The organism is Streptomyces zaomyceticus (genome assembly GCF_014656215.1).
Taxonomy (GTDB): Bacteria; Actinomycetota; Actinomycetes; order Streptomycetales; family Streptomycetaceae; genus Streptomyces; species Streptomyces zaomyceticus.
Genome location: NZ_BNBZ01000009.1, coordinates 184,403 through 202,821, shown reverse-complemented (window position 1 = coordinate 202,821; position 18,419 = coordinate 184,403). Strand labels below are relative to the sequence as shown.

Annotated in this window: 16 protein-coding genes; 5 read left to right on the top strand and 11 right to left on the bottom strand. The window is 71.6% G+C overall.

All coding sequences use genetic code 11. From position 1 onward, the window contains the following. Positions 1 to 71: 71 nt before the first annotated feature. From ftsH to dacB, 5 genes are all read right to left on the bottom strand, one after another. Positions 72 to 2,090 carry an ATP-dependent zinc metalloprotease FtsH gene (ftsH, locus tag IE311_RS15085; RefSeq protein ID WP_189832173.1) on the bottom strand — a complete coding sequence of 673 codons (2,019 nt, stop codon included), beginning with the start codon at positions 2,088 to 2,090 and terminating at the stop codon, positions 72 to 74. 172 nt (positions 2,091 to 2,262) lie between these two features. Beyond that, positions 2,263 to 2,802, bottom strand: coding sequence for a hypoxanthine phosphoribosyltransferase (hpt, locus tag IE311_RS15080; protein WP_030219931.1), 540 nt, complete (start codon positions 2,800 to 2,802; stop codon positions 2,263 to 2,265). Positions 2,803 to 2,843: 41 nt separating this feature from the next. Then, positions 2,844 to 3,857, bottom strand: a complete 1,014-nt coding sequence (tilS, locus tag IE311_RS15075) for a tRNA lysidine(34) synthetase TilS (protein ID WP_189832172.1) — start codon at positions 3,855 to 3,857, stop codon at positions 2,844 to 2,846. Positions 3,858 to 4,064: 207 nt separating this feature from the next. Continuing rightward, positions 4,065 to 5,213 (bottom strand): zinc-dependent metalloprotease, encoded by a 1,149-nt coding sequence (locus IE311_RS15070; RefSeq protein WP_189832171.1) that lies wholly within the window; start codon positions 5,211 to 5,213, stop codon positions 4,065 to 4,067. A gap of 115 nt (positions 5,214 to 5,328) precedes the next feature. After that, entirely contained in the window at positions 5,329 to 6,732 is a 1,404-nt protein-coding gene (gene dacB, locus IE311_RS15065) for a D-alanyl-D-alanine carboxypeptidase/D-alanyl-D-alanine endopeptidase (RefSeq protein ID WP_189832170.1), read from the bottom strand. A 102-nt stretch (positions 6,733 to 6,834) separates the two neighbouring features. Here dacB and IE311_RS15060 point away from each other — a divergent pair, with 102 nt between their 5' ends. Continuing rightward, complete coding sequence (locus tag IE311_RS15060; protein ID WP_024758444.1) at positions 6,835 to 7,326, top strand: inorganic diphosphatase; 492 nt, start codon at positions 6,835 to 6,837, stop codon at positions 7,324 to 7,326. A 141-nt stretch (positions 7,327 to 7,467) separates the two neighbouring features. Further along, positions 7,468 to 9,138 carry a threonine/serine exporter family protein gene (locus IE311_RS15055; protein WP_189832169.1) on the top strand — a complete coding sequence of 557 codons (1,671 nt, stop codon included), beginning with the start codon at positions 7,468 to 7,470 and terminating at the stop codon, positions 9,136 to 9,138. 86 nt (positions 9,139 to 9,224) lie between these two features. On the opposite strand, the gene IE311_RS15050 is transcribed toward IE311_RS15055, so the two are convergent. Further along, positions 9,225 to 9,938: a DedA family protein gene (locus IE311_RS15050; protein WP_189832168.1), complete on the bottom strand. Its 714-nt coding sequence runs from the start codon at positions 9,936 to 9,938 to the stop codon at positions 9,225 to 9,227. A gap of 150 nt (positions 9,939 to 10,088) precedes the next feature. Here IE311_RS15050 and IE311_RS15045 point away from each other — a divergent pair, with 150 nt between their 5' ends. The 3 genes from IE311_RS15045 to IE311_RS15035 all read left to right on the top strand — a co-directional run bounded on the left by IE311_RS15045 (position 10,089) and on the right by IE311_RS15035 (position 13,731). Then, a complete protein-coding gene (locus IE311_RS15045) occupies positions 10,089 to 10,457 on the top strand; it encodes a YbjQ family protein (protein ID WP_189832167.1) in 369 nt (122 codons plus the stop codon). A gap of 513 nt (positions 10,458 to 10,970) precedes the next feature. Continuing rightward, entirely contained in the window at positions 10,971 to 12,257 is a 1,287-nt protein-coding gene (locus IE311_RS15040; protein ID WP_189832166.1) for an ion channel protein, read from the top strand. A 52-nt stretch (positions 12,258 to 12,309) separates the two neighbouring features. Beyond that, entirely contained in the window at positions 12,310 to 13,731 is a 1,422-nt protein-coding gene (locus IE311_RS15035) for a glutamate decarboxylase (protein ID WP_189832165.1), read from the top strand. A gap of 88 nt (positions 13,732 to 13,819) precedes the next feature. Here IE311_RS15035 and IE311_RS15030 read toward each other — a convergent pair whose 3' ends face one another. From IE311_RS15030 to IE311_RS15010, 5 genes are all read right to left on the bottom strand, one after another. Next, positions 13,820 to 14,926 (bottom strand): sialidase family protein, encoded by a 1,107-nt coding sequence (locus IE311_RS15030; protein WP_229901936.1) that lies wholly within the window; start codon positions 14,924 to 14,926, stop codon positions 13,820 to 13,822. Between the two features lie 299 nt (positions 14,927 to 15,225). Then, positions 15,226 to 15,990, bottom strand: coding sequence for an ABC transporter permease (locus IE311_RS15025; RefSeq protein ID WP_189832164.1), 765 nt, complete (start codon positions 15,988 to 15,990; stop codon positions 15,226 to 15,228). Then, positions 15,987 to 16,961, bottom strand: coding sequence for an ATP-binding cassette domain-containing protein (locus IE311_RS15020; protein ID WP_189832163.1), 975 nt, complete (start codon positions 16,959 to 16,961; stop codon positions 15,987 to 15,989). Before IE311_RS15020 ends, IE311_RS15025 begins: the two co-directional genes overlap by 4 nt. A gap of 154 nt (positions 16,962 to 17,115) precedes the next feature. Next, on the bottom strand, positions 17,116 to 17,730 hold the full coding sequence (locus IE311_RS15015; protein ID WP_189832162.1) for a PadR family transcriptional regulator: 615 nt from the start codon (positions 17,728 to 17,730) through the stop codon (positions 17,116 to 17,118). A gap of 97 nt (positions 17,731 to 17,827) precedes the next feature. Continuing rightward, the gene (locus IE311_RS15010) at positions 17,828 to 18,370 is read right to left on the bottom strand and encodes a DinB family protein (RefSeq protein WP_189832161.1); all 543 of its coding nucleotides are present in this window, start codon (positions 18,368 to 18,370) and stop codon (positions 17,828 to 17,830) included. Between the last annotated feature and the right edge of the window lie 49 nt (positions 18,371 to 18,419).

Here is an 18,419-nt window from a genome sequence, read left to right as displayed (position 1 = left end):
GTGCGCGGAAAAGCCGCGCCCCCACAGGCTAAAACCTGTGGGGGCGCGGCAGCCATTCCGGGGTGGGACGGTCAGTCCTCCGGGGTGTCCACCGGGGCGATCTCGATGCCCTTCGTGGTGTCGACCGCCGTGGTCGCCGAGCCGTTCGCGCTGTTCGTCAGGGCGAGCTCCTTGGGGGAGAGCACCGGCGGACGCGTGGACGGGGTACGGCGGGAGGAGCCGGTCCAGGCCGGGCGGGCCGGGCGGCGGACGATGGGGGTGAAGATCTCGGCGATCTCCTCCTTGCCCAGCGTCTCCTTCTCCAGGAGGGCGAGGACCAGGTTGTCGAGGACGTCACGGTTCTCGACGAGGATCTCCCAGGCCTCGTTGTGCGCGGTCTCGATGAGCTTCTTGACCTCTTCGTCGACCAGCGCGGCGACCTCTTCCGAGTAGTCGCGCGGGTGCGACATCTCCCGTCCGAGGAAGGGCTCGGTGTTGTCGCCGCCGAACTTGATCGCGCCCAGACGCTCGGTCATGCCGTACTGCGTGACCATCGCTCGCGCGGTGGCCGTGGCCTTCTCGATGTCGTTGGCCGCGCCCGTGGTCGGGTCGTGGAAGACGAGCTCCTCGGCCGCGCGCCCGCCCAGCATGTACGCCAGCTGGTCGAGCATCTCGTTGCGGGTGGTCGAGTACTTGTCCTCGTCCGGGAGGACCATCGTGTAGCCCAGGGCACGGCCTCGGGACAGGATGGTGATCTTGTGGACGGGGTCGGAGTTCGGCGAGGCCGCCGCGACCAGGGCGTGTCCGCCCTCGTGGTACGCGGTGATCTTCTTCTCCTTGTCCGACATGATCCGGGTCCGCTTCTGCGGGCCCGCGACCACTCGGTCGATCGCCTCGTCCAGTGCCGCGTTGTCGATCAGCTTCTGGTCGCTGCGGGCGGTGAGGAGCGCCGCCTCGTTGAGGACGTTGGAGAGGTCCGCGCCGGTGAAGCCGGGGGTGCGACGGGCGACGGCGCCGAGGTCGACGTCCGGGGCGACCGGCTTGCCCTTCTGGTGGACCTTGAGGATCTCCAGACGGCCCTGCATGTCCGGGCGGTCGACGGCGATCTGCCGGTCGAAGCGGCCGGGGCGCAGGAGGGCGGGGTCGAGGATGTCGGGCCGGTTCGTGGCGGCGATCAGGATGACGCCGCCCTTCACGTCGAAGCCGTCCATCTCGACGAGGAGCTGGTTGAGCGTCTGCTCGCGCTCGTCGTGGCCGCCGCCGAGGCCGGCGCCGCGGTGGCGTCCGACGGCGTCGATCTCGTCGACGAAGACGATGGCCGGTGCGTTGGCCTTCGCCTGCTCGAAGAGGTCACGGACACGGGAGGCGCCGACGCCGACGAACATCTCGACGAAGTCGGATCCGGAGATCGAGTAGAACGGCACCCCGGCCTCGCCGGCGACGGCGCGCGCGAGGAGCGTCTTGCCGGTTCCGGGCGGGCCGTAGAGCAGGACGCCCTTGGGGATCTTGGCGCCCACGGCCTGGAACTTCGCGGGCTCCTGGAGGAATTCCTTGATCTCGTGGAGTTCCTCGACGGCCTCGTCCGAGCCTGCGACGTCGGCGAAGGTGGTCTTCGGCGTGTCCTTGGTGATGAGCTTCGCCTTGGACTTGCCGAACTGCATGACGCGGGAGCCGCCGCCCTGCATCTGGTTCATCAGGAAGAGGAAGACGACCACGATGAGGACGAAGGGGAGAAGGGAGAGCAGGATCGAGACGAAGGGCGACTGCTTCGTCGGTGAGACGGTGTAGCCCTTCTCGATCTGCCCGGCCTCGAACTTCTCCTGCAGCTTGTCGGCCAGGTCGGCGCCCTGGGTGCCGATGTAGCTGGCCTGGACCTTGCTGCTCTTGTCGATCTTCTGGCCGTCGATGAGCTCGATCTTGACGATCTGCTCGTCACCGGTGGTGATCTTTGCCTGCTTGACCTGGTTCTTGTCGATCGCCTGGACGACCTTGCCGGTGTCCACCGTCTTGTAGCCCTCGGACGAGCCGACGACCTGCATCAGCACGACCACGGCGAGGACGGCCAGCACGATCCACATGACCGGCCCACGGAAGTATCGCTTCACGTCCATCCATACGGGGCGAGAACGCCCCGTCCCTCCTGCCCGTAGGAAAATGCTGCTGTGAGTGCTGCAGTGTGAAAAAGCTGTTCTTCGGACGGTACCTCAGCATCGTCGCCCGCGACCGCCTTCCCGTGGTTCAACGGGGGGAAGGCGGTGCGGGTTCCCCGTACGGCGCTGGTGTTCAGCCGCCGTAGACGTGCGGGGCGAGCGTGCCGACGAACGGAAGGTTCCGGTACTTCTCGGCGTAGTCGAGGCCGTAGCCCACGACGAACTCGTTGGGGATGTCGAAACCGATCCACTTGACGTCGATCGCGACCTTCGCGGCCTCGGGCTTGCGCAGCAGCGTGCACACCTCCAGGGAGGCGGGCTCGCGCGAGCCGAGGTTCGACAGCAGCCAGGACAGCGTCAGGCCGGAGTCGATGATGTCCTCGACGATCAGGACGTGCTTGCCCTTGATGTCGGTGTCGAGGTCCTTGAGGATCCTGACGACGCCCGAGGACTGGGTGCCGGCGCCGTAGGAGGACACGGCCATCCAGTCCATGGTGACGGGGGTGGAAAGGGCGCGAGCCAGATCCGCCATCACCATCACCGCGCCCTTGAGGACGCCGACGATGAGCAGGTCCTTGCCCGCGTATTCCGCGTCGATCTTCGCGGCCAGCTCTGCCAGCTTGGCGTCGATCTCTTCCTTGGTGATGAGCACCGACTGGAGGTCGGTGCCCATGTCCTTCTCGTTCACCCGGGTCACTTTCGTTGCAGCGTGCGTCAGCCTTGCCGGATGACCAGTCTGCCACCCTGGCGGCGGGCTTCGACTCGACCGGGCAGGTTGATGGCCCCCTGGCCGCGCCAGCCGGTGATCAGCCGGTCGACTTCTTCGATGTGTCGGGCGAAGAGGGAGCCGGCGGGTGCGCCCTCGGCGATCACGGCGCGGCGCAGGACCCGGCGGCGTACGGCGGGGGGCAGGCCGTAGAGCTTGGAGCATTCCAGGGCGCCCGCCTCGTCGCGTACGGAGGTCTCGGCGTCGGCGGCCCAGGTGTCGAGGGCGTCGGCGTCGTCGCGGGAGAGCTGGGCCGTTCGGGCGAGTGCTTCGACGACGCCTTTGCCGAGGGCCTTCTCGAGGGCGGGGAGGCCTTCGTGGCGGAGCCGGGAGCGGGTGTAGGCGGGGTCGCTGTTGTGGGGGTCGTCCCAGACGGCGAGTTCCTGTGCGACGCAGGCCTTGCGGACGGTCTGGCGGTCGAGCTGGAGGAAGGGACGCCGGTAGCGGCCGGAGGCGCCGGAGATCGCGGCCATGCCGGAGAGCGAGCGGATTCCGGAGCCGCGGGCGAGCCCGAGCAGGACGGTTTCCGCTTGGTCGTCGCGGGTGTGGCCGAGGAGGATCGCGGCGGCTCCGTGGCGCTCGGCGGCGGCGTCGAGCGCCGCGTACCGCGCGTCTCGGGCGGCGGCCTCGGGGCCTCCTTCGCGGCCGACGGTGACGGAGACGGCCTCGGAGGGGGTGAGGCCGAGCACGGTCATGCGTCCGGCGACCTCGCCCGCGCGGGTGTCGGAGCCGTCCTGGAGCCCGTGGTCGACGGTGATGCCGCCGGCGCGCACGGGAAGCTTGCGGGCCTCGAAGGCGAGGGCGGAGGCGAGCGCCATCGAGTCGGCGCCTCCGGAACAGGCGACGAGCACGAGGGGTGTGTGCGCGTCGGGAGCGGGGTCGGTCTGGTGCTCGGTGAGAACGTCGTGGAGTACGCGGCGGACCGCCAGGCGTATCGCCGCGACCGCAGGATGGGGACCCATGTCCGGTGCCCTTCGTGATGGGGTGGGGTGCCTCGGTCGGAGTCTTAACGGTCGGAAAGGGGGGTTCGGTCACTCAGAGTGCGTCGATGGTGACAGAAACCCGGCCGTTACCCGAGCATTGCACGCCTCACCCCATGCCCAGGGTCCCTCGGATGGGTGATTGGTGGGGTGTTCTGACGTGTTCCTGTGCCGTCTGCCGCACCTGTCTCACGAGTCTGCCTTACGGTGCACCCTCGCGATCCAGTCGGCGGGGGCGGCGATCTCGGTCTTGGTGGGGAGCGTGTTGGGGGAGGTCCACACGCGGTTGAATCCGTCCATGCCGACCTGGTCGACGACGGCGCGGACGAATCGCTCGCCGTCGCGGTACTGGCGGAGTTTGGCGTCGAGGCCGAGGAGCTTGCGCAGGGCGAGGTCGAGGCGGGAGGCGCCCCGGGCGCGGCGCTGCTGGAACTTCTCGCGGATCTCGGCGACGGAGGGCACGACCTGGGGTCCTACGCCGTCCATGACGTAGTCGGCGTGGCCTTCGAGGAGCGACATGACGGCGGTGAGGCGGCCGAGGATCTCGCGCTGTTCGGGGGTCTGGACGAGCTCGACGAGGGAGGGGGCGGGTTCGCCCTCCTCGCCCTCGGGGCGGCCGCCGGCGAGGGTCTGGGCGGCCTCGCGGAGGCGTTCGACGACGGTGCCGGGGTCGACGTCGGTGGCGGCGAGGAACGACTGGATTTCGCCCTGCAGATGGTCGCGCAGCCAGGGGACGGCGGTGAACTGGGTGCGGTGGGTCTCCTCGTGGAGGCAGACCCAGAGCCGGAAGTCGTGCGGCGAGACCTCGAGTTCGCGTTCGACGTGGACGATGTTGGGCGCGACGAGGAGGAGGCGGCCGCCGCCGTTGGCTCCGGCGGGGAGTTCGCGGGTGGCGGGGGCGAAGGTCTCGTACTGGCCGAGGATGCGGGAGGCGAGGAAGGACAGCAGCATGCCGAGTTCGACGCCGGTGACCTTGCCGCCGACGGCGCCGAGGACGGCGTTGCCGGGGTTGCTCGCCCTGCGGTCCTGCATCTTGCCGAGGAGCGGGGTGAGCAGTTCGCGGAATCCGGCGACGTTGGCCCTGATCCAGCCGGCCCGGTCGACGACCAGGACGGGGGTGTCGGCGATGGTCCCGGGGTCCGTGCCCTCGGGGAACATCCGGGTGTAGGCGCGGACGTGTTCTTCGGACGCCTTGGCGTGCCTGCGGAGTTCGGCGACGACCTCGCGGGCCTCGTCGCGGCTGACTTCGGGTCCGGGCCGCACGAGGCGGGTCGCGGTCGCGACCGCGAGGTTCCAGTCGACCATCCCGGATGTGCCTGCGCCACCGATGCTCGTCATGCGTCAACCGTACGGTCTCGAAGCCTGTTCGGTGTGGGTTCGGGACGGCTTCCGTTCGGGTCGGAACCGGGTCCGGGCGAGGTCCGGGCGGTGTCGGGGTGCGGCCGTACGGTGGTCAGTCCTGTCCGGCGAGGGCGGCGGAGAGGCGGTCGAGGGCGGGTTGTGCCTCGTACGGGGAGAGGGTGCGGCCGGCGAGGAACGCGAAGGCGAGGAGACGCCCGTCGGGGGTGACGACGGTCCCGGCGAGTGTGTTGACGCCCGTCAGGGTGCCGGTCTTGGCGCGGACGAGTCCGGCGCCCGCGGTGGCGGGCGCGGTGTCGAAGCGGCCGGCGAGGGTGCCGGTGAAGCCGCCGACGGGCAGTCCGGTGAGGAGCGGGCGCAGCGCGGGGCGGGCGGGGTCGGCCGCTCGGGTGAGGAGGGCGGTGAGGAGGGCGGCGGAGACGCGGTCGCGGCGGTCGAGTCCGCTGCCGTCGGCGAAGCGGGCGCCGGCGACGGGGAGGCCGAGGCGGGCGAGTTCGTCCCGGACGGCCTTGGCGGCGCCCTCGAAGCTCGCGGGCTGCTTGCGGGCGAGGGCGGTCTGCCGGGCGAGGGCTTCGGCGAGGTCGTTGTCGCTGTGGGTGAGGGTGCGCTCGACGAGGTCGGCGAGGGGCGCGGAGTGGGTGCGGGCGAGGGGGGCGGCCTTCGGGGTGCGGCCGGGGGCCGGGTCGCCGGTGACCTCGATCCCGGCCTCGGTGAGGAGTCCGGCGAAGGCGGTGGCGGTGTCGGCCGCGGGGTCGGCGGCGCGGGGCGCGGGGCCGCTCTCGCTGTCGTCGAGGCGTCCTTCGTCGGTCATGAGGGCGACGACGGGGGCGATGTTCTCGTTGGGGCCGATGGGGTGGAGCCGGGGGCCGGGGTAGAGGTTCGTGTCGTACGTGAGGCGTACGGAGGTGTGGCCGCGGGCGGTGAGGGCGCGGGCGGTGTCGGTCGCGAGGGCCTTCAGCCGGGCCGGGTCGAGGGTGGGGTCGCCGCCGCCGGTGAGCGTGACGGTCCGGCCGTCGGGGGCGGCGGTGACGGTGGTGGGGATGCGGTGGTCGGGGCCGAGGGCGGAGAGCGCGGCCGCGGCGGTGGCGATCTTGACGGTGGACGCGGGGGTCATCGGGGTGCCGGCGCCCTCGCCGTACAGCTGCTTCCCCGTCGCGGTGTCGACGACGGAGGCGGTGCGCAGCGGGCCGAGTCCGGGGTCGGCGAGGAGGGGTACGAGGAGGGCGGCGAGGTCCGCGGGGCGTCCGGCGGGGGCCGGGGCGTGCAGGGCGGTGAGGACGCCGGGGGCGCTCGGGGCGGGTGCGGGGCGCCGGGGCGGGGCGGGCGCGGGGGGCGGGGCGTGACGTGCGCCACCCGTCGCCGGGGCGGCGGCGCGGGCCCGCTCGGCCGTACGCTGGCCCGAGTCCCACGGACCGGCCGCGGTCACCGCGACGGCGGCCAGGGCCAGTCCGAGGGCGGCGGAGCCCGCCGTGAGCTGCCACATCCTCGGCTCGGGCATTGCTGACCAGCCCCTTTCGCGATCACACACGTGCGTGAGGGACACTTAATCACCGCGCGTCGTCGCGAGCATTCACTTGTGTTGATTCAGGAGGAGCCACCCGTGGAGTTCGACGTTCTCATCGAGATCCCCAAGGGATCGAGGAACAAGTACGAGGTCGACCACGAGACGGGTCGCATCCGCCTGGACCGTCGCCTCTTCACGTCGACGGCCTACCCGACCGACTACGGCTACGTCGAGAACACCCTCGGCGAGGACGGCGACCCGCTGGACGCGCTCGTCATCCTCGACGAGCCCACCTTCCCGGGCTGCCTGATCAAGTGCCGTGCCATCGGCATGTTCCGCATGACGGACGAGGCGGGCGGCGACGACAAGCTGCTGTGCGTCCCGGCCACGGACCCGCGCATGGAGCACCTGCGGGACATCCACCACGTCGCGGAGTTCGACCGCCTGGAGATCCAGCACTTCTTCGAGGTCTACAAGGACCTGGAGCCGGGCAAGTCGGTCGAGGGCGCCGACTGGGTCGGTCGCGCCGAGGCCGAGGAAGAGATCGAGAAGTCGTACGCGCGCGCCAAGGAGCAGGGCGGCCACTGAGCCCCCGTTGTTCCGGTCGTTCGCCTGACGGCGGCGGTCTGATCGTGTGAAGGCGGTGTACCCCTTGGGTGCACCGCCTTTCGCGCATCTGTCGCACACTCATACTGGAATCCACGGTTCCCAGGGAGTGAGGCGGTCAGAGTGGTGGCGGAGCCGGACGGCTCGAAGAACGGTCCGGGAGGGGTTCCGGAGGACCGGAAGCCCCAGTCGGACGAGGCACGGAGCGCGTTCGCGCCGCCCGCCGGTGTGGAGCAGCCCGCGCCACCGGAGGAGGAGCATCCGACCTCCGAGTTCGCTCTTCCTCCAGGTTTCACGGCGGAGCCGCCGGCCGAGCAGGAGGGTTCGGCGTTCGCGACGCCGGCCACGTATTCGGCGAAGAACTCGCCGCCCGCCTTCACTCCGGCGTACGGGGTGCCGCTGGTACGGCTGCCGCAGGACGCCCCGTGGCAGGACCGGATGCGGACGATGCTGCGGCTGCCGGTGGGTGAGCGGCCCGTGCCGGAGGCCTCGCGCAAGGAGGACGAGGCGGGGCCCTCGGTGCCTCGTGTGCTCGACCTGACCCTGCGTATCGGGGAGCTGCTGCTCGCGGGCGGGGAGGGTGCGGAGGACGTCGAGGCGGCGATGTTCGCGATCTGCCGCTCGTACGGTCTGGACCGGGTCGAGCCGACGGTCACGTTCACGCTGTTGTCCGTCACGTACCAGCCCTCCCTGGTGGACGACCCGATCACGGCGAACCGGACGGTTCGGCGGCGGGGGACGGACTACACGCGGCTCGCGGCGGTCTACACGCTGCTCGCCGACATCAACGCGAGCGCCCACGAGGTGACGCCCGAGGAGGCGTACCGGCGGCTCGCGGAGATACGGCGCAATCGCCACCCGTACCCGGGCTGGGTGCTCACGGCGGCGGCGGGTGTCCTCGCCGGCGCGGCCTCGGTGCTGCTGGGCGGTGGTCCGACGGTCTTCTTCGTGGCGGCGCTGGGCGCGGTGCTCGGCGACCGGCTCGCCTGGCTGTGCGCGGGGCGCGGGCTGCCGGAGTTCTACCAGTTCCTGGTGGCGGCGATGCCGCCGGCGGCGATGGGTGTGCTGCTGACGATGCTGCACGCGGATCTGCGTCCTTCGGCGGTGATCACCGGTGGTCTGTTCGCGCTGATCCCGGGGCGGGCGCTGGTGGCGGCCGTCCAGGACGGTCTGACCGGCTTCTACATCACGGCGTCGGCGCGGCTTCTGGAGGTCGCGTACTTCTTCGTCGCGATCGTGGTGGGCGTGCTGTCGGTGCTGTACATCGCGGTGCAGTTCGACGCGCAGCTGAACCCGGAGGGGACGCTGCGGGCGGTGGAGCGGCCGGTGACGCAGATCCTGGCCTCGATGGTGCTGTGCGCGACCTTCGCCATCCTGTTGCAGCAGTCGCGGGCGACCGTGCTGTTCGCGACGCTGAACGGCGGGGTCGCGTGGGTGATCTACGCGTCGATAGCGGTGACCGCGGAGGGCTCGACGGTCATGGCGACGGCGGTGGCGGCGGGCCTGGTGGGGCTCTTCGGGCAGTTGATCGCCCGCTACGAGCACACGTCGTCGCTGCCGTACGTGACGGCGGCGATCGGCCCGCTGCTGCCGGGTTCGGCGACGTATTTCGGGGTGCTGGCGATCGCCCAGAACAATCTGGACCAGGGTTTCGCCTCGCTGGCGAAGGCGGCGGCGCTGGCCCTGGCGATCGCGATCGGGGTGAACCTGGGTGGTGAGCTGGCGCGGCTCTTCATGCAGGCCCCCCGTGCCGCCGCGGCCCGTCGTGCGGCCAAGCGGACCAGGGGTTTCTAGGGTCACCCGCTCGGATCGGTCCGAGGCGCGGAAAAGGGCCCCGCACGGTGTGCGGGGCCCTTTCGGTGCTTCGGACGGATCCGGGGTCAGCGCTTGGCGTGCCGGCCGCGGGGCGGGTTGGGGGTGCCGGGCGCGTCGTGGTCGCCGGGGGTGTGGTCGTCGCCCCGGGCCTGTGCCTTCTTCGACTGGGAGCGGGACCTCAGGACCTCGATGATGATCGGCACGACGGAGATCAGCACGATGCCGACGAGGATCAGTTCGATGTGCTGGTGCACGAAGTCGATCTTGCCGAGGAGGGCGCCGAGGATGGTCACGCCCGCGCCCCACAGGACGCCGCCGATGATGTTGAACGTGATGAACAGGCGGTAGTTCATGCGGCTGACGCCGGCGATGATCGGCGTGAACGTCCGCACGATGGGGACGAAGCGGGCCAGGATCAGCGACTTCGGGCCGTGCTTCTCGAAGAACTCATGGGCCTTCTCGACGTTCTCCTGCTTGAAGAGCTTCGAGTCGGGTCGCTTGAAGAGGGCCGGGCCGACCTTCCGCCCGAAGAGGTATCCGACCTGGTCTCCTATGACCGCCGCGGCCACGATCAGGGTGCACATCAGCCACAGCGGCATGTCCAGCTTGCCGGTGGTGATCAGCAGGCCGGTGGTGAAGAGCAGCGAGTCGCCGGGCAGGAAGAACCCGATGAGAAGTCCGGACTCGGCGAAGACGATGGCCAGGACACCGATCGGACCAAAGGTCTGAATCAGATAGTCCGGGTCCAGCCAGCTCGGTCCGAGGGCAAGCGTATTCACGGGTTCCGGGCTCCTGCGGTCGGTGAGGCATGGGGGACGGCTGGCCCCAAGCTATCAACGCGGGCCGAACGCGACCGGTTCCACCCGGGGCCCACGGGATGCGGACGGGTCCCGCTCCCCCGAGGCTGGGGGGCCAGGAGGTGTTTGCCGATGGGCATCGACGAATACGGAGGCGGCCAGGGGCCGCAGCCCGATGTGCTGGTGGTGACGACGAACGACGTGCCGGGCTTCGAGGTCCGGCAGGTGATCGGTGAGGTCTTCGGGCTCACCGTCCGCTCCCGCCATCTGGGCAGCCAGATCGGCGCGGGGCTCAAGTCGATGATCGGCGGGGAGCTGAAGGGTCTGACGAAGACCCTGGTGCAGACCCGCAACCAGGCGATGGAACGCCTGGTGGAACAGGCTCAGGCGCGCGGTGCGAACGCCGTGCTGATGTTCCGCTTCGACGTGACCGAGGCGGCCGACGTGGGCACGGAGGTCTGCGCGTACGGCACCGCGGTGGTGATCGCACCACGCGCCTGACCGGGCCGGGCCCCGCGGTAGGGCCCGGGCTCCGGTCCGGGCTTCCGCCCCCGGGCCCGTCCGTGGACCCGCCGCAGGGCCCGTCCGAGGACCCGCCCCAGGACCCGTCCGTGGGCCCGTCCGTGGGCCCCGATGTCCCGGTGGTTCGGGCCGAGGGCCCCGGAGTCGGGCTCCCGGGTCGGCCCCGGGCATCGCGCGTTCGCCCGGACGGCGGCGTGGAGGCGCCCGGGACTGCTCTCGTGGATCGCGTCACGAACGACGAGGTCGCCGCCCCCTCGGCCGCCGAGGCCCGAGGCCGCCGAGGCCCGAGGCCGCCGAGGCCCGAGGCCGCCGTCCCGGACGTGGGGCGCCTTGGGTGGCGCCGTGGGCGGGAGTTCGCCACGGGTGGCGCCGTGGGGGGGCCGACGTGTGCCGGTACGCGGCTTCGCCCCGACCTGACACGACGTGAGGTGCACGTCCGTTCGACCCGAATTTCGGGATGTTGTGCGGCATTTGCTCACTTATGGTGGGTCGGTGGCCACCGATCATGCTCCGCCCCCTCCCCCCGCCGCCGACGAGAGCCCGCTGCGGATCCTGCTCCCCCAGGTGCTGCCCGCGCTCGTGGTCGGCGTCGTGGCGAGCCTGCTGCTCCTCGGGATCGAGGCCCTCGCGGACGAACTCCAGGACGTCCTGTGGCACAACCTGCCGGACGCCCTCGGCATCGGTGACTACTCCTCCCTCTGGATCATCAGCATGCTCACGGCCGCGGGCATCGCCGTGGGCCTCGTGATCTGGAAGTTCCCCGGACACGCCGGGCCCGACCCGGCCTCCGAGGGCCTCGGCGGGAAACCGATCGCCCCCGGGGTCGTCCCCGGCCTCCTGCTCGCGAGCACACTCTCGCTCGCCGGCGGGGTCAGCCTCGGCCCCGAGAACCCGATCATCGCGTCCAACATCGCCCTCGCCTACTGGCTGGGCCGCAAGGCCGCCCCCGCCGTACCGGGCGCCTTCTGGGTCTCCCTCGCCTCGGCCGCCACCATCGGCGCCCTCTTCGGCACCCCGGTGGCCGCCGCCCTCGTCCTCTCCGAGGCCCTCACCGGCATGCCGGGACGCGGATCGCTGTGGGACCGGCTCTTCTCCCCGCTCGTCGCCGCCGGCGCCGGCGCCATGACCACCCAGCTGCTCGCCGAGCCCACCTTCGACATGGGGCTCCCGCCCCTGACGAACCCCGGCTGGGGCGACCTGCTCGCCGCGCTGGTGATCGCCTCCGCCGCGGCCCTCTTCGCCCTCGTCGCCTGCTACGCCTTCCCCTTCATGCACGCCGCCTTCCAGCGCCTGCGCCACCCCATGCTGATCCTTCCCCTCGGCGGCCTCGTCCTCGGCCTTCTGGGTGCCCTCGGCGGACAGCTGACCCTCTTCAAGGGCCTCGACGAGGTCAAGGAGCTCACCGCCTCGATCGGCACGTGGTCCTCCGGCGAGCTCGCCAAACTGGCCGTGATCAAACTCGTCGCGCTCCTCGTCGCCGCATCCTGCGGTTTCCGGGGCGGCCGGATCTTCCCCGCCGTCTTCATCGGCGCCGCCTTCGGGCTGCTCGCCCAGGCCCTCGTCCCCGAGGTCAGTCCGACGGTGGCCGTCTCCTCCGCCGTCCTCGGTGTCCTGCTCGCCACCACCCGGCAGGGCTGGATCAGCCTCTTCACCGGAGCCGTCATCGCCGGTTCTCCCGCGGTGATCGCCCTCCTCTGCCTGGCCTCCCTCCCCGCCTGGCTGATCGTCACCGGCCGGCCCCAGCTCCAGCTCGACCACCAGGGCCGCGCCCTGCGCTGACCCGGTTCCCCCTCGAAGAGCCCCCGCCCCCACCGGACAGAAGGAGTCCCCCATGCCGCTCCACCAGGGTCCTGCCGCCTCCCCCGCCGAGCCCACCCGCCGACTCGCCCTCAACCCCTTCTTCGGGGAGGCCGCCAACCCGGTCGGCGGAATGACCGAGGCCCCGCCCCACCACCGCCTGCCCGAGAGCCCGCTGCCCCCGGCGAGCGCCTATCAGCTCGTCCACGACGAGCTGATGCTCGACGGCAACTCCCGGCTCAACCTCGCCACCTTCGTCACCACCTGGATGGAACCCCAGGCGGGTGTCCTGATGGCCGAATGCCGCGACAAGAACATGATCGACAAGGACGAGTACCCGCGCACCGCCGAACTGGAGCGCCGCTGCGTCGCCATGCTCGCCCAGCTGTGGCACGCCCCGGACCCGGCCCTGGCCGTCGGCTGCTCCACCACCGGGTCCAGCGAGGCCTGCATGCTCGCCGGCATGGCCCTCAAGCGCCGCTGGGCGAAGCGGAACGCCGACCGCTACCCCGGCTCCGCCCGCCCCAACCTGATCATGGGCGTCAACGTCCAGGTCTGCTGGGAGAAGTTCTGCAACTTCTGGGAGGTCGAAGCCCGGCTCGTCCCGATGGAGGGCGGCCGCTTCCACCTCGACGCCGAGTCCGCCGCCGCGCTCTGCGACGAGAACACCATCGGCGTCGTCGCCGTCCTCGGCTCGACCTTCGACGGCTCCTACGAACCCGTCGCCGAGATCTGCGCCGCCCTCGACGCCCTCCAGGAACGCACCGGTCTGGACATCCCCGTCCATGTCGACGGCGCCTCCGGCGCCATGGTCGCCCCCTTCATCGACGAAGACCTGATCTGGGACTTCCGGCTCCCCCGCGTCTCCTCCATCAACACCTCCGGTCACAAGTACGGCCTGGTCTACCCGGGCGTCGGCTGGGCCCTGTGGCGGTCCGCCGCCGAGCTCCCCGAGGACCTCGTCTTCCGCGTCAACTACCTGGGCGGCGACATGCCCACCTTCGCCCTCAACTTCTCCCGGCCGGGCGCCCAGGTCGTCGCGCAGTACTACACCTTCCTCAGGCTCGGCCGGGAGGGCTACCGTGCGGTCCAGCAGACCTCCCGCGACATCGCCCGCGGCCTCGCCGAACGGATCGAGGCCATGGGCGACTTCCAGCTCCTCACCCACGGCAACGAACTGCCCGTCTTCGCCTTCACCACCGCCCCCGACGTCACCTCCTTCAACGTCTTCGACGTCTCCCGGAGGCTGCGCGAACAGGGCTGGCTGGTCCCCGCCTACACCTTCCCCGCCAACCGCGAGGACCTGTCCGTGCTGCGCGTGGTCTGCCGCAACGGCTTCTCGGCCGACCTCGCCGGACTCCTCATCGAGGATCTGAACCGGCTGCTGCCCGAACTGCGGAGCCAGTCGCAGCCGTTCACCCAGGACGTGAGCGCGGCGACCTCCTTCCACCACTAGCGAGTGCCCGCCCCGGATCCGCCGGAAGGCCCGGGCGGGGAAGCCTCCCGGGGCGCCCACCGCACCCCGCCCGGTCAGCCGCCGCCGGTCAGCCGCCCACCGGGTCGTCGCAGGCCAGCCGGAACTCCGACCAGCGCACCCCGTCCTCGGTCAGCGCGAACCGGCAGCGCGAGGCCTCACGCAGCAGGCCCAGCGGGGTGCGCCGGGTGTGGTGCGTCCCGTCGCCCAGCCGGGCGAACGTACGCCCGCCGTCCACGCTCCCGTACCCCGAGAGCTCCGTGCCGATCTCCACCCGGCCACCCGGCCCCGGGACCGGCAGGCCGAGCACGGAGCGCGGCTGCTCGCCCGGCCCCGTCGTCCACATCCGCTGCCAGGTCCTGCCGCCGTCCACCGAACGGTGCAGCGCCCTCATCGGGTTCTTGACGGGCTCACCGCCCGTCAACTCCCCCATCTCCGCCGCGTACACCGCGTCCCTGCCCACCGCCACCGCCGTGTACCACCCGGGACTCGTGGCGGGACTCGGCAGCCGGGTGACCGTCCAGCCGCGGCCCCCGTCCCGGGAGACGGCGACCGCCGCCCGCCCCGACAGCGGGTCCGTGCCCGAGACCCACCAGGACCCGTCGGGTTCCGGCTGCTCCTGGGGCCGGGGACCGGCCCCCAGGAGGGGCACCCGGGCCAGCGCCCGGCGCCGGCCGTCCTGCGGCGACACCACCACGAGCCGCTGTCGCTCGCAGTCGTCCGGCAGCGCCCCGGCGGGCGCGGCGCAGTCGGTGACGAGCGCCGCGCCGACGGGTATCTCGGGGATCGTCCCGACCGTACGCCGGTCGCCCGCCCGCCAGGTGCGCCCGCCGTCCTTCGTGAACCAGGTCCGCGCGCCGGGCTCGGCGCCGCCCTCCTCGATGAGGGCCCGGCCGGGGCCGAGGACCACGAGGTGCGAGGAAACGCCGTCCGTTCCCGACACCCGGGGCAGCGGGGACCGCCGCAGCACCCATTTCCTCGCGCCGGCGTCCAGCACGGCCACGTGCTGGCGGCAGAAGCCGTTCTCCGGGGCGGCCGGGTCGCCGACGCACGAGGCGAGCAGCGCGAACCCGCTGCCGTCCCGCGCGAAGCCCGGACTGTGCGCCCAGCCGGGCAGCCCCTCCGCCGACGGAATCCGGGGCGGCGCCCCGAAGAGCCGCGGATCCGGATCCCCCACCGGCCCCTCACCGGCCGAGCCGAGGCCTCCCGAAGTGTCCCGACCCTCCGAAGAGCCCGGACCCTCCGAAGAACCGAGAATCCCCGCACCTCCCCGGCTCCCCGCACCGCCCTCCTCCCCACCCGACCTCGCTCCCGAACACCCGCTCAACACCACCAGCACCAGCGCCACGACAGCGCCGACCACTCCTCCCACGGGCCTGCGCATCGCACGTCCCCCTGTCCTCCCTCGGGCGGTCCGCGGTGAACCGCTGCTTTCAATACACCGCTCGCCGCCCCCGGGTTCCCACCTCCGCGCCGCTACTTCCCGAGCCGCCCGAACTTCCGTACCGCCAGCGGGAGGAAGACCGCCAGGAGCACCAGCGGCCACACCACCGCCGCCCCGATGTGCCCCGGTTCGCCGCCCGGGTTGCCGAAGAGGTCGCGGACCGCCGTCGCGGTCGCCGACATCGGGTTCCACTCCACGAACGTGCCGAGCCAGCCCGGCATCGAGTCCGGCGAGGCGAAGGCGTTGGAGAGGAAGCCGATGGGCCAGACGAGGATCTGCACCGCCTGCACCAGCTCCGCCCGCCCCGCGACCAGGGCGAGGAGGATCCCGATCCACAGCATCGCGAAACGGAGCAGGAGCAGCAGGCCCAGCGCCCCGAGGGTGCTTCCGGGGCCGCCGTTCGCACGCCAGCCGATCGCGTACCCGACGCCGACCATCACGAGCAGGCCCACCGTCGACTGGAGCATGTCGGCCGCCGACCGCCCCACGAGCACAGCGCCGTCGGTCATCGGCATCGCCCGGAACCGGTCGATCACGCCCTTGTTCAGGTCCTGCGTCACCGCCGTCATGGTGCCTTCGAGCCCGAACACCATGGTCAGGGTGAGCATCCCGGGCACCAGGAAGTCGACGTAGTCGCCGTCGACGCCCCGCCCGCCGCCGACCAGATAGCCGAACATCAGCAGCATCATCACCGGGAACACGAGTCCGACGAGGACCTGCACGGGCTGTCGGGCCCAGTGCGCCAGCTCGCGGCGGGTCATCGTCCAGCAGTCGCTCACCACGTACGCGGCGCTCATGCCGCCACCTCCTTCTCGCGGTCCGCCCCCGGGGCCGTACCGCGTGCTGTCAGGTGCAGGAAGACCTCGTCCAGCGTCGGCCGCCGCAGAGCGATGTCCTCGGCCTCGATCCCGGCCTCCGCCAGCGCCCGCACGGTCTCGGCGAGCGAGGCCGTCCGGTCCGCCACCGGAACGCTGAGCCGCCGCCGGTCGGCGTCCACGCTCACCTCGGCCCGCTCGCCCGGCAGCAGCGCGGCCGCCTCGTCGAGCCGTGCCCCGTCCCGTACGACCACGTCGATGCGGTCCACGCCGACCTTCGCCTTCAGCTCGTCGGCGGTGCCGTCCGCGACGACCCGCCCTTCGTCGACGACCGAGATCCGGTCGGCGAGCCGGTCCGCCTCCTCCAGGTACTGCGTGGTGAGCAGCACCGTGGTGCCCCCGCCGACGAGGGAGCGCACGGACTCCCAGACCTCGCCGCGGCCGCGCGGGTCGAGTCCGGTCGTCGGTTCGTCGAGGAAGAGCACCTCGGGGTCCGTGATCAGGGAGGCGGCCAGGTCGAGGCGTCGTCGCATGCCTCCGCTGAACTGCTTGACGGGCTTGCGTCCGGTGTCGGTGAGGCCGAAGCGCTCCAGGAGTTCGTCGGCCCGCGACCCGGCGCGCCGCGCGCCCAGGTGGTGGAGTCGGCCGAACATCTCCAGGTTCTGCCTGCCGCCCAGCTCCTCGTCGAGGGCCGCGTGCTGTCCGAGGAGGCCGATCCGCCGCCGTACCTCCCGGGCCTCGGTCCGTACGTCGTGTCCCGCCACCCGCACCAGGCCCTCGTCGTGGCGGAGCAGGGTGGCCAGGATGCGTACCGTCGTGGTCTTGCCCGCGCCGTTGGGCCCGAGCAGGCCGTGGACGGTGCCGCGCCGGACGGTGAGGTCGAGGCCGGCCAGGGCCTCCTTCTCCCCGTACCGCTTGCGTGCGCCCTCCACGAGGATCGCGTCCGCTGTCATGTCGATTCCTCCCGAAATCCTCGTAGTCAAATTTGACCAGTCGCCACCGACGGAGCAAGGTATGCCCTCGGGAGTGCTTAGTCAAACTTGATTAGCAGGTGCCGACCGCAGATGCCGACCGGGGGCCGCACACGGAATTCACGTCGCACCGGCTTCACGTCGCATAGGGGTTCTCCTCCCCCTCGGCCAGGACCCCCACGAACGGGTCCCCCTCGCCCGCGAAGACGTACGCCCCGCCCTCGATCCGCTCGATCAGCCCGAGCGTCCACTCCTTGCCGGCGTCCGCCGAGTGGACCCACATGTGCATGATCTCGCCGATGTGCCCGAGCTGGCCGGGGCCGCCCTCCGGCGTGTAGTACTCCGTGACCGCGGTCCGCCATTCGTCGAGCGCCCGCACCCGCCGGCGCAGCAGCTCCGCGGCCTCCTTCCGGGGCAGGTCCACGATGAAGCCGATGCCCGCCGACAGGACGTCCATCTTCTGGTCGTACGTGGTCAGCGCCTCGCGCAGCAGCGCGAAGTACTCCTCCGTACCGCTCTCCGTCAGCTCGTACTCGACGCGCGGCGGTCCGCCGACCGCGCTCGGCGCGACCTCGTGCGCGTGCAGCAGTCCCTGCTTCGCCATCTGCTTCAGCGCGTGGTAGATCGAGCCCGGCTTGGCGTGGGACCACTCGTGGGCGCCCCAGTACTCCAGGTCGTTGCGGACCTGGTAGCCGTGGGCGCGGCCGTGCTGCTTCACCGCGCCCAGGACGAGCAGCCGGATCGCCGACATCGCCGTACCTCCTAGTCAATTTTGACCAGGGTACGCGCGGGGGGCCGCCCGGGGGCGGCACCGGCGTCCCGACCGCGCCCGGTCCCCGCCGCCGCGCTCAGCCCCGGCCCTGCTCCGCCGCGATCAGTTCGAAGGAGCCCTTGCCGTCCAGGGACTCGCGGATGACGTCGGCGTGCCCGGCGTGGCGGCCCGCCTCCTGCACCAGGTGGAGCACCATCCAGCGCATCGAGACCCGTCCGTCCACGGGGAACCAGGGCGCCTCGGGCAGCGGGAAGGTGTCGTCCAGGCTGGGCACCGAGCGGACGAACTCCTCGGTCTCCTTCGCCACGCCCGCCCAGAACTCCATGATCTCCGGGATGGTCTCCCCGTCCACGAGCCGGAAGCCCTCGCCCCAGGTCTCCTGGGTGCGCTGCCGCTCGTTCGGCCTCTGCTGCGCCAGCCGGAGCCAGTTGAGCTCGACCTCGGCGACGTGCTTGAGCAGTCCGGAGAGGCTGAGCTCGCTGGCGCTGGGGCGGCTCGCCGCCTGCTCCTCGGTGAGTCCGAGGAGCGAGCGGCGGATCGCGGCGCGCTGGGCCTCGACGAAGTTCAGGAGCGCGCCGCGCTCGTCGCCGTGGGTCTCCGTGGGAACGAGAGCCACCATGATGTCCGCCTTCCGTAGCCGAATCGCTTGCGCCGTCCGGTCCTGGCGG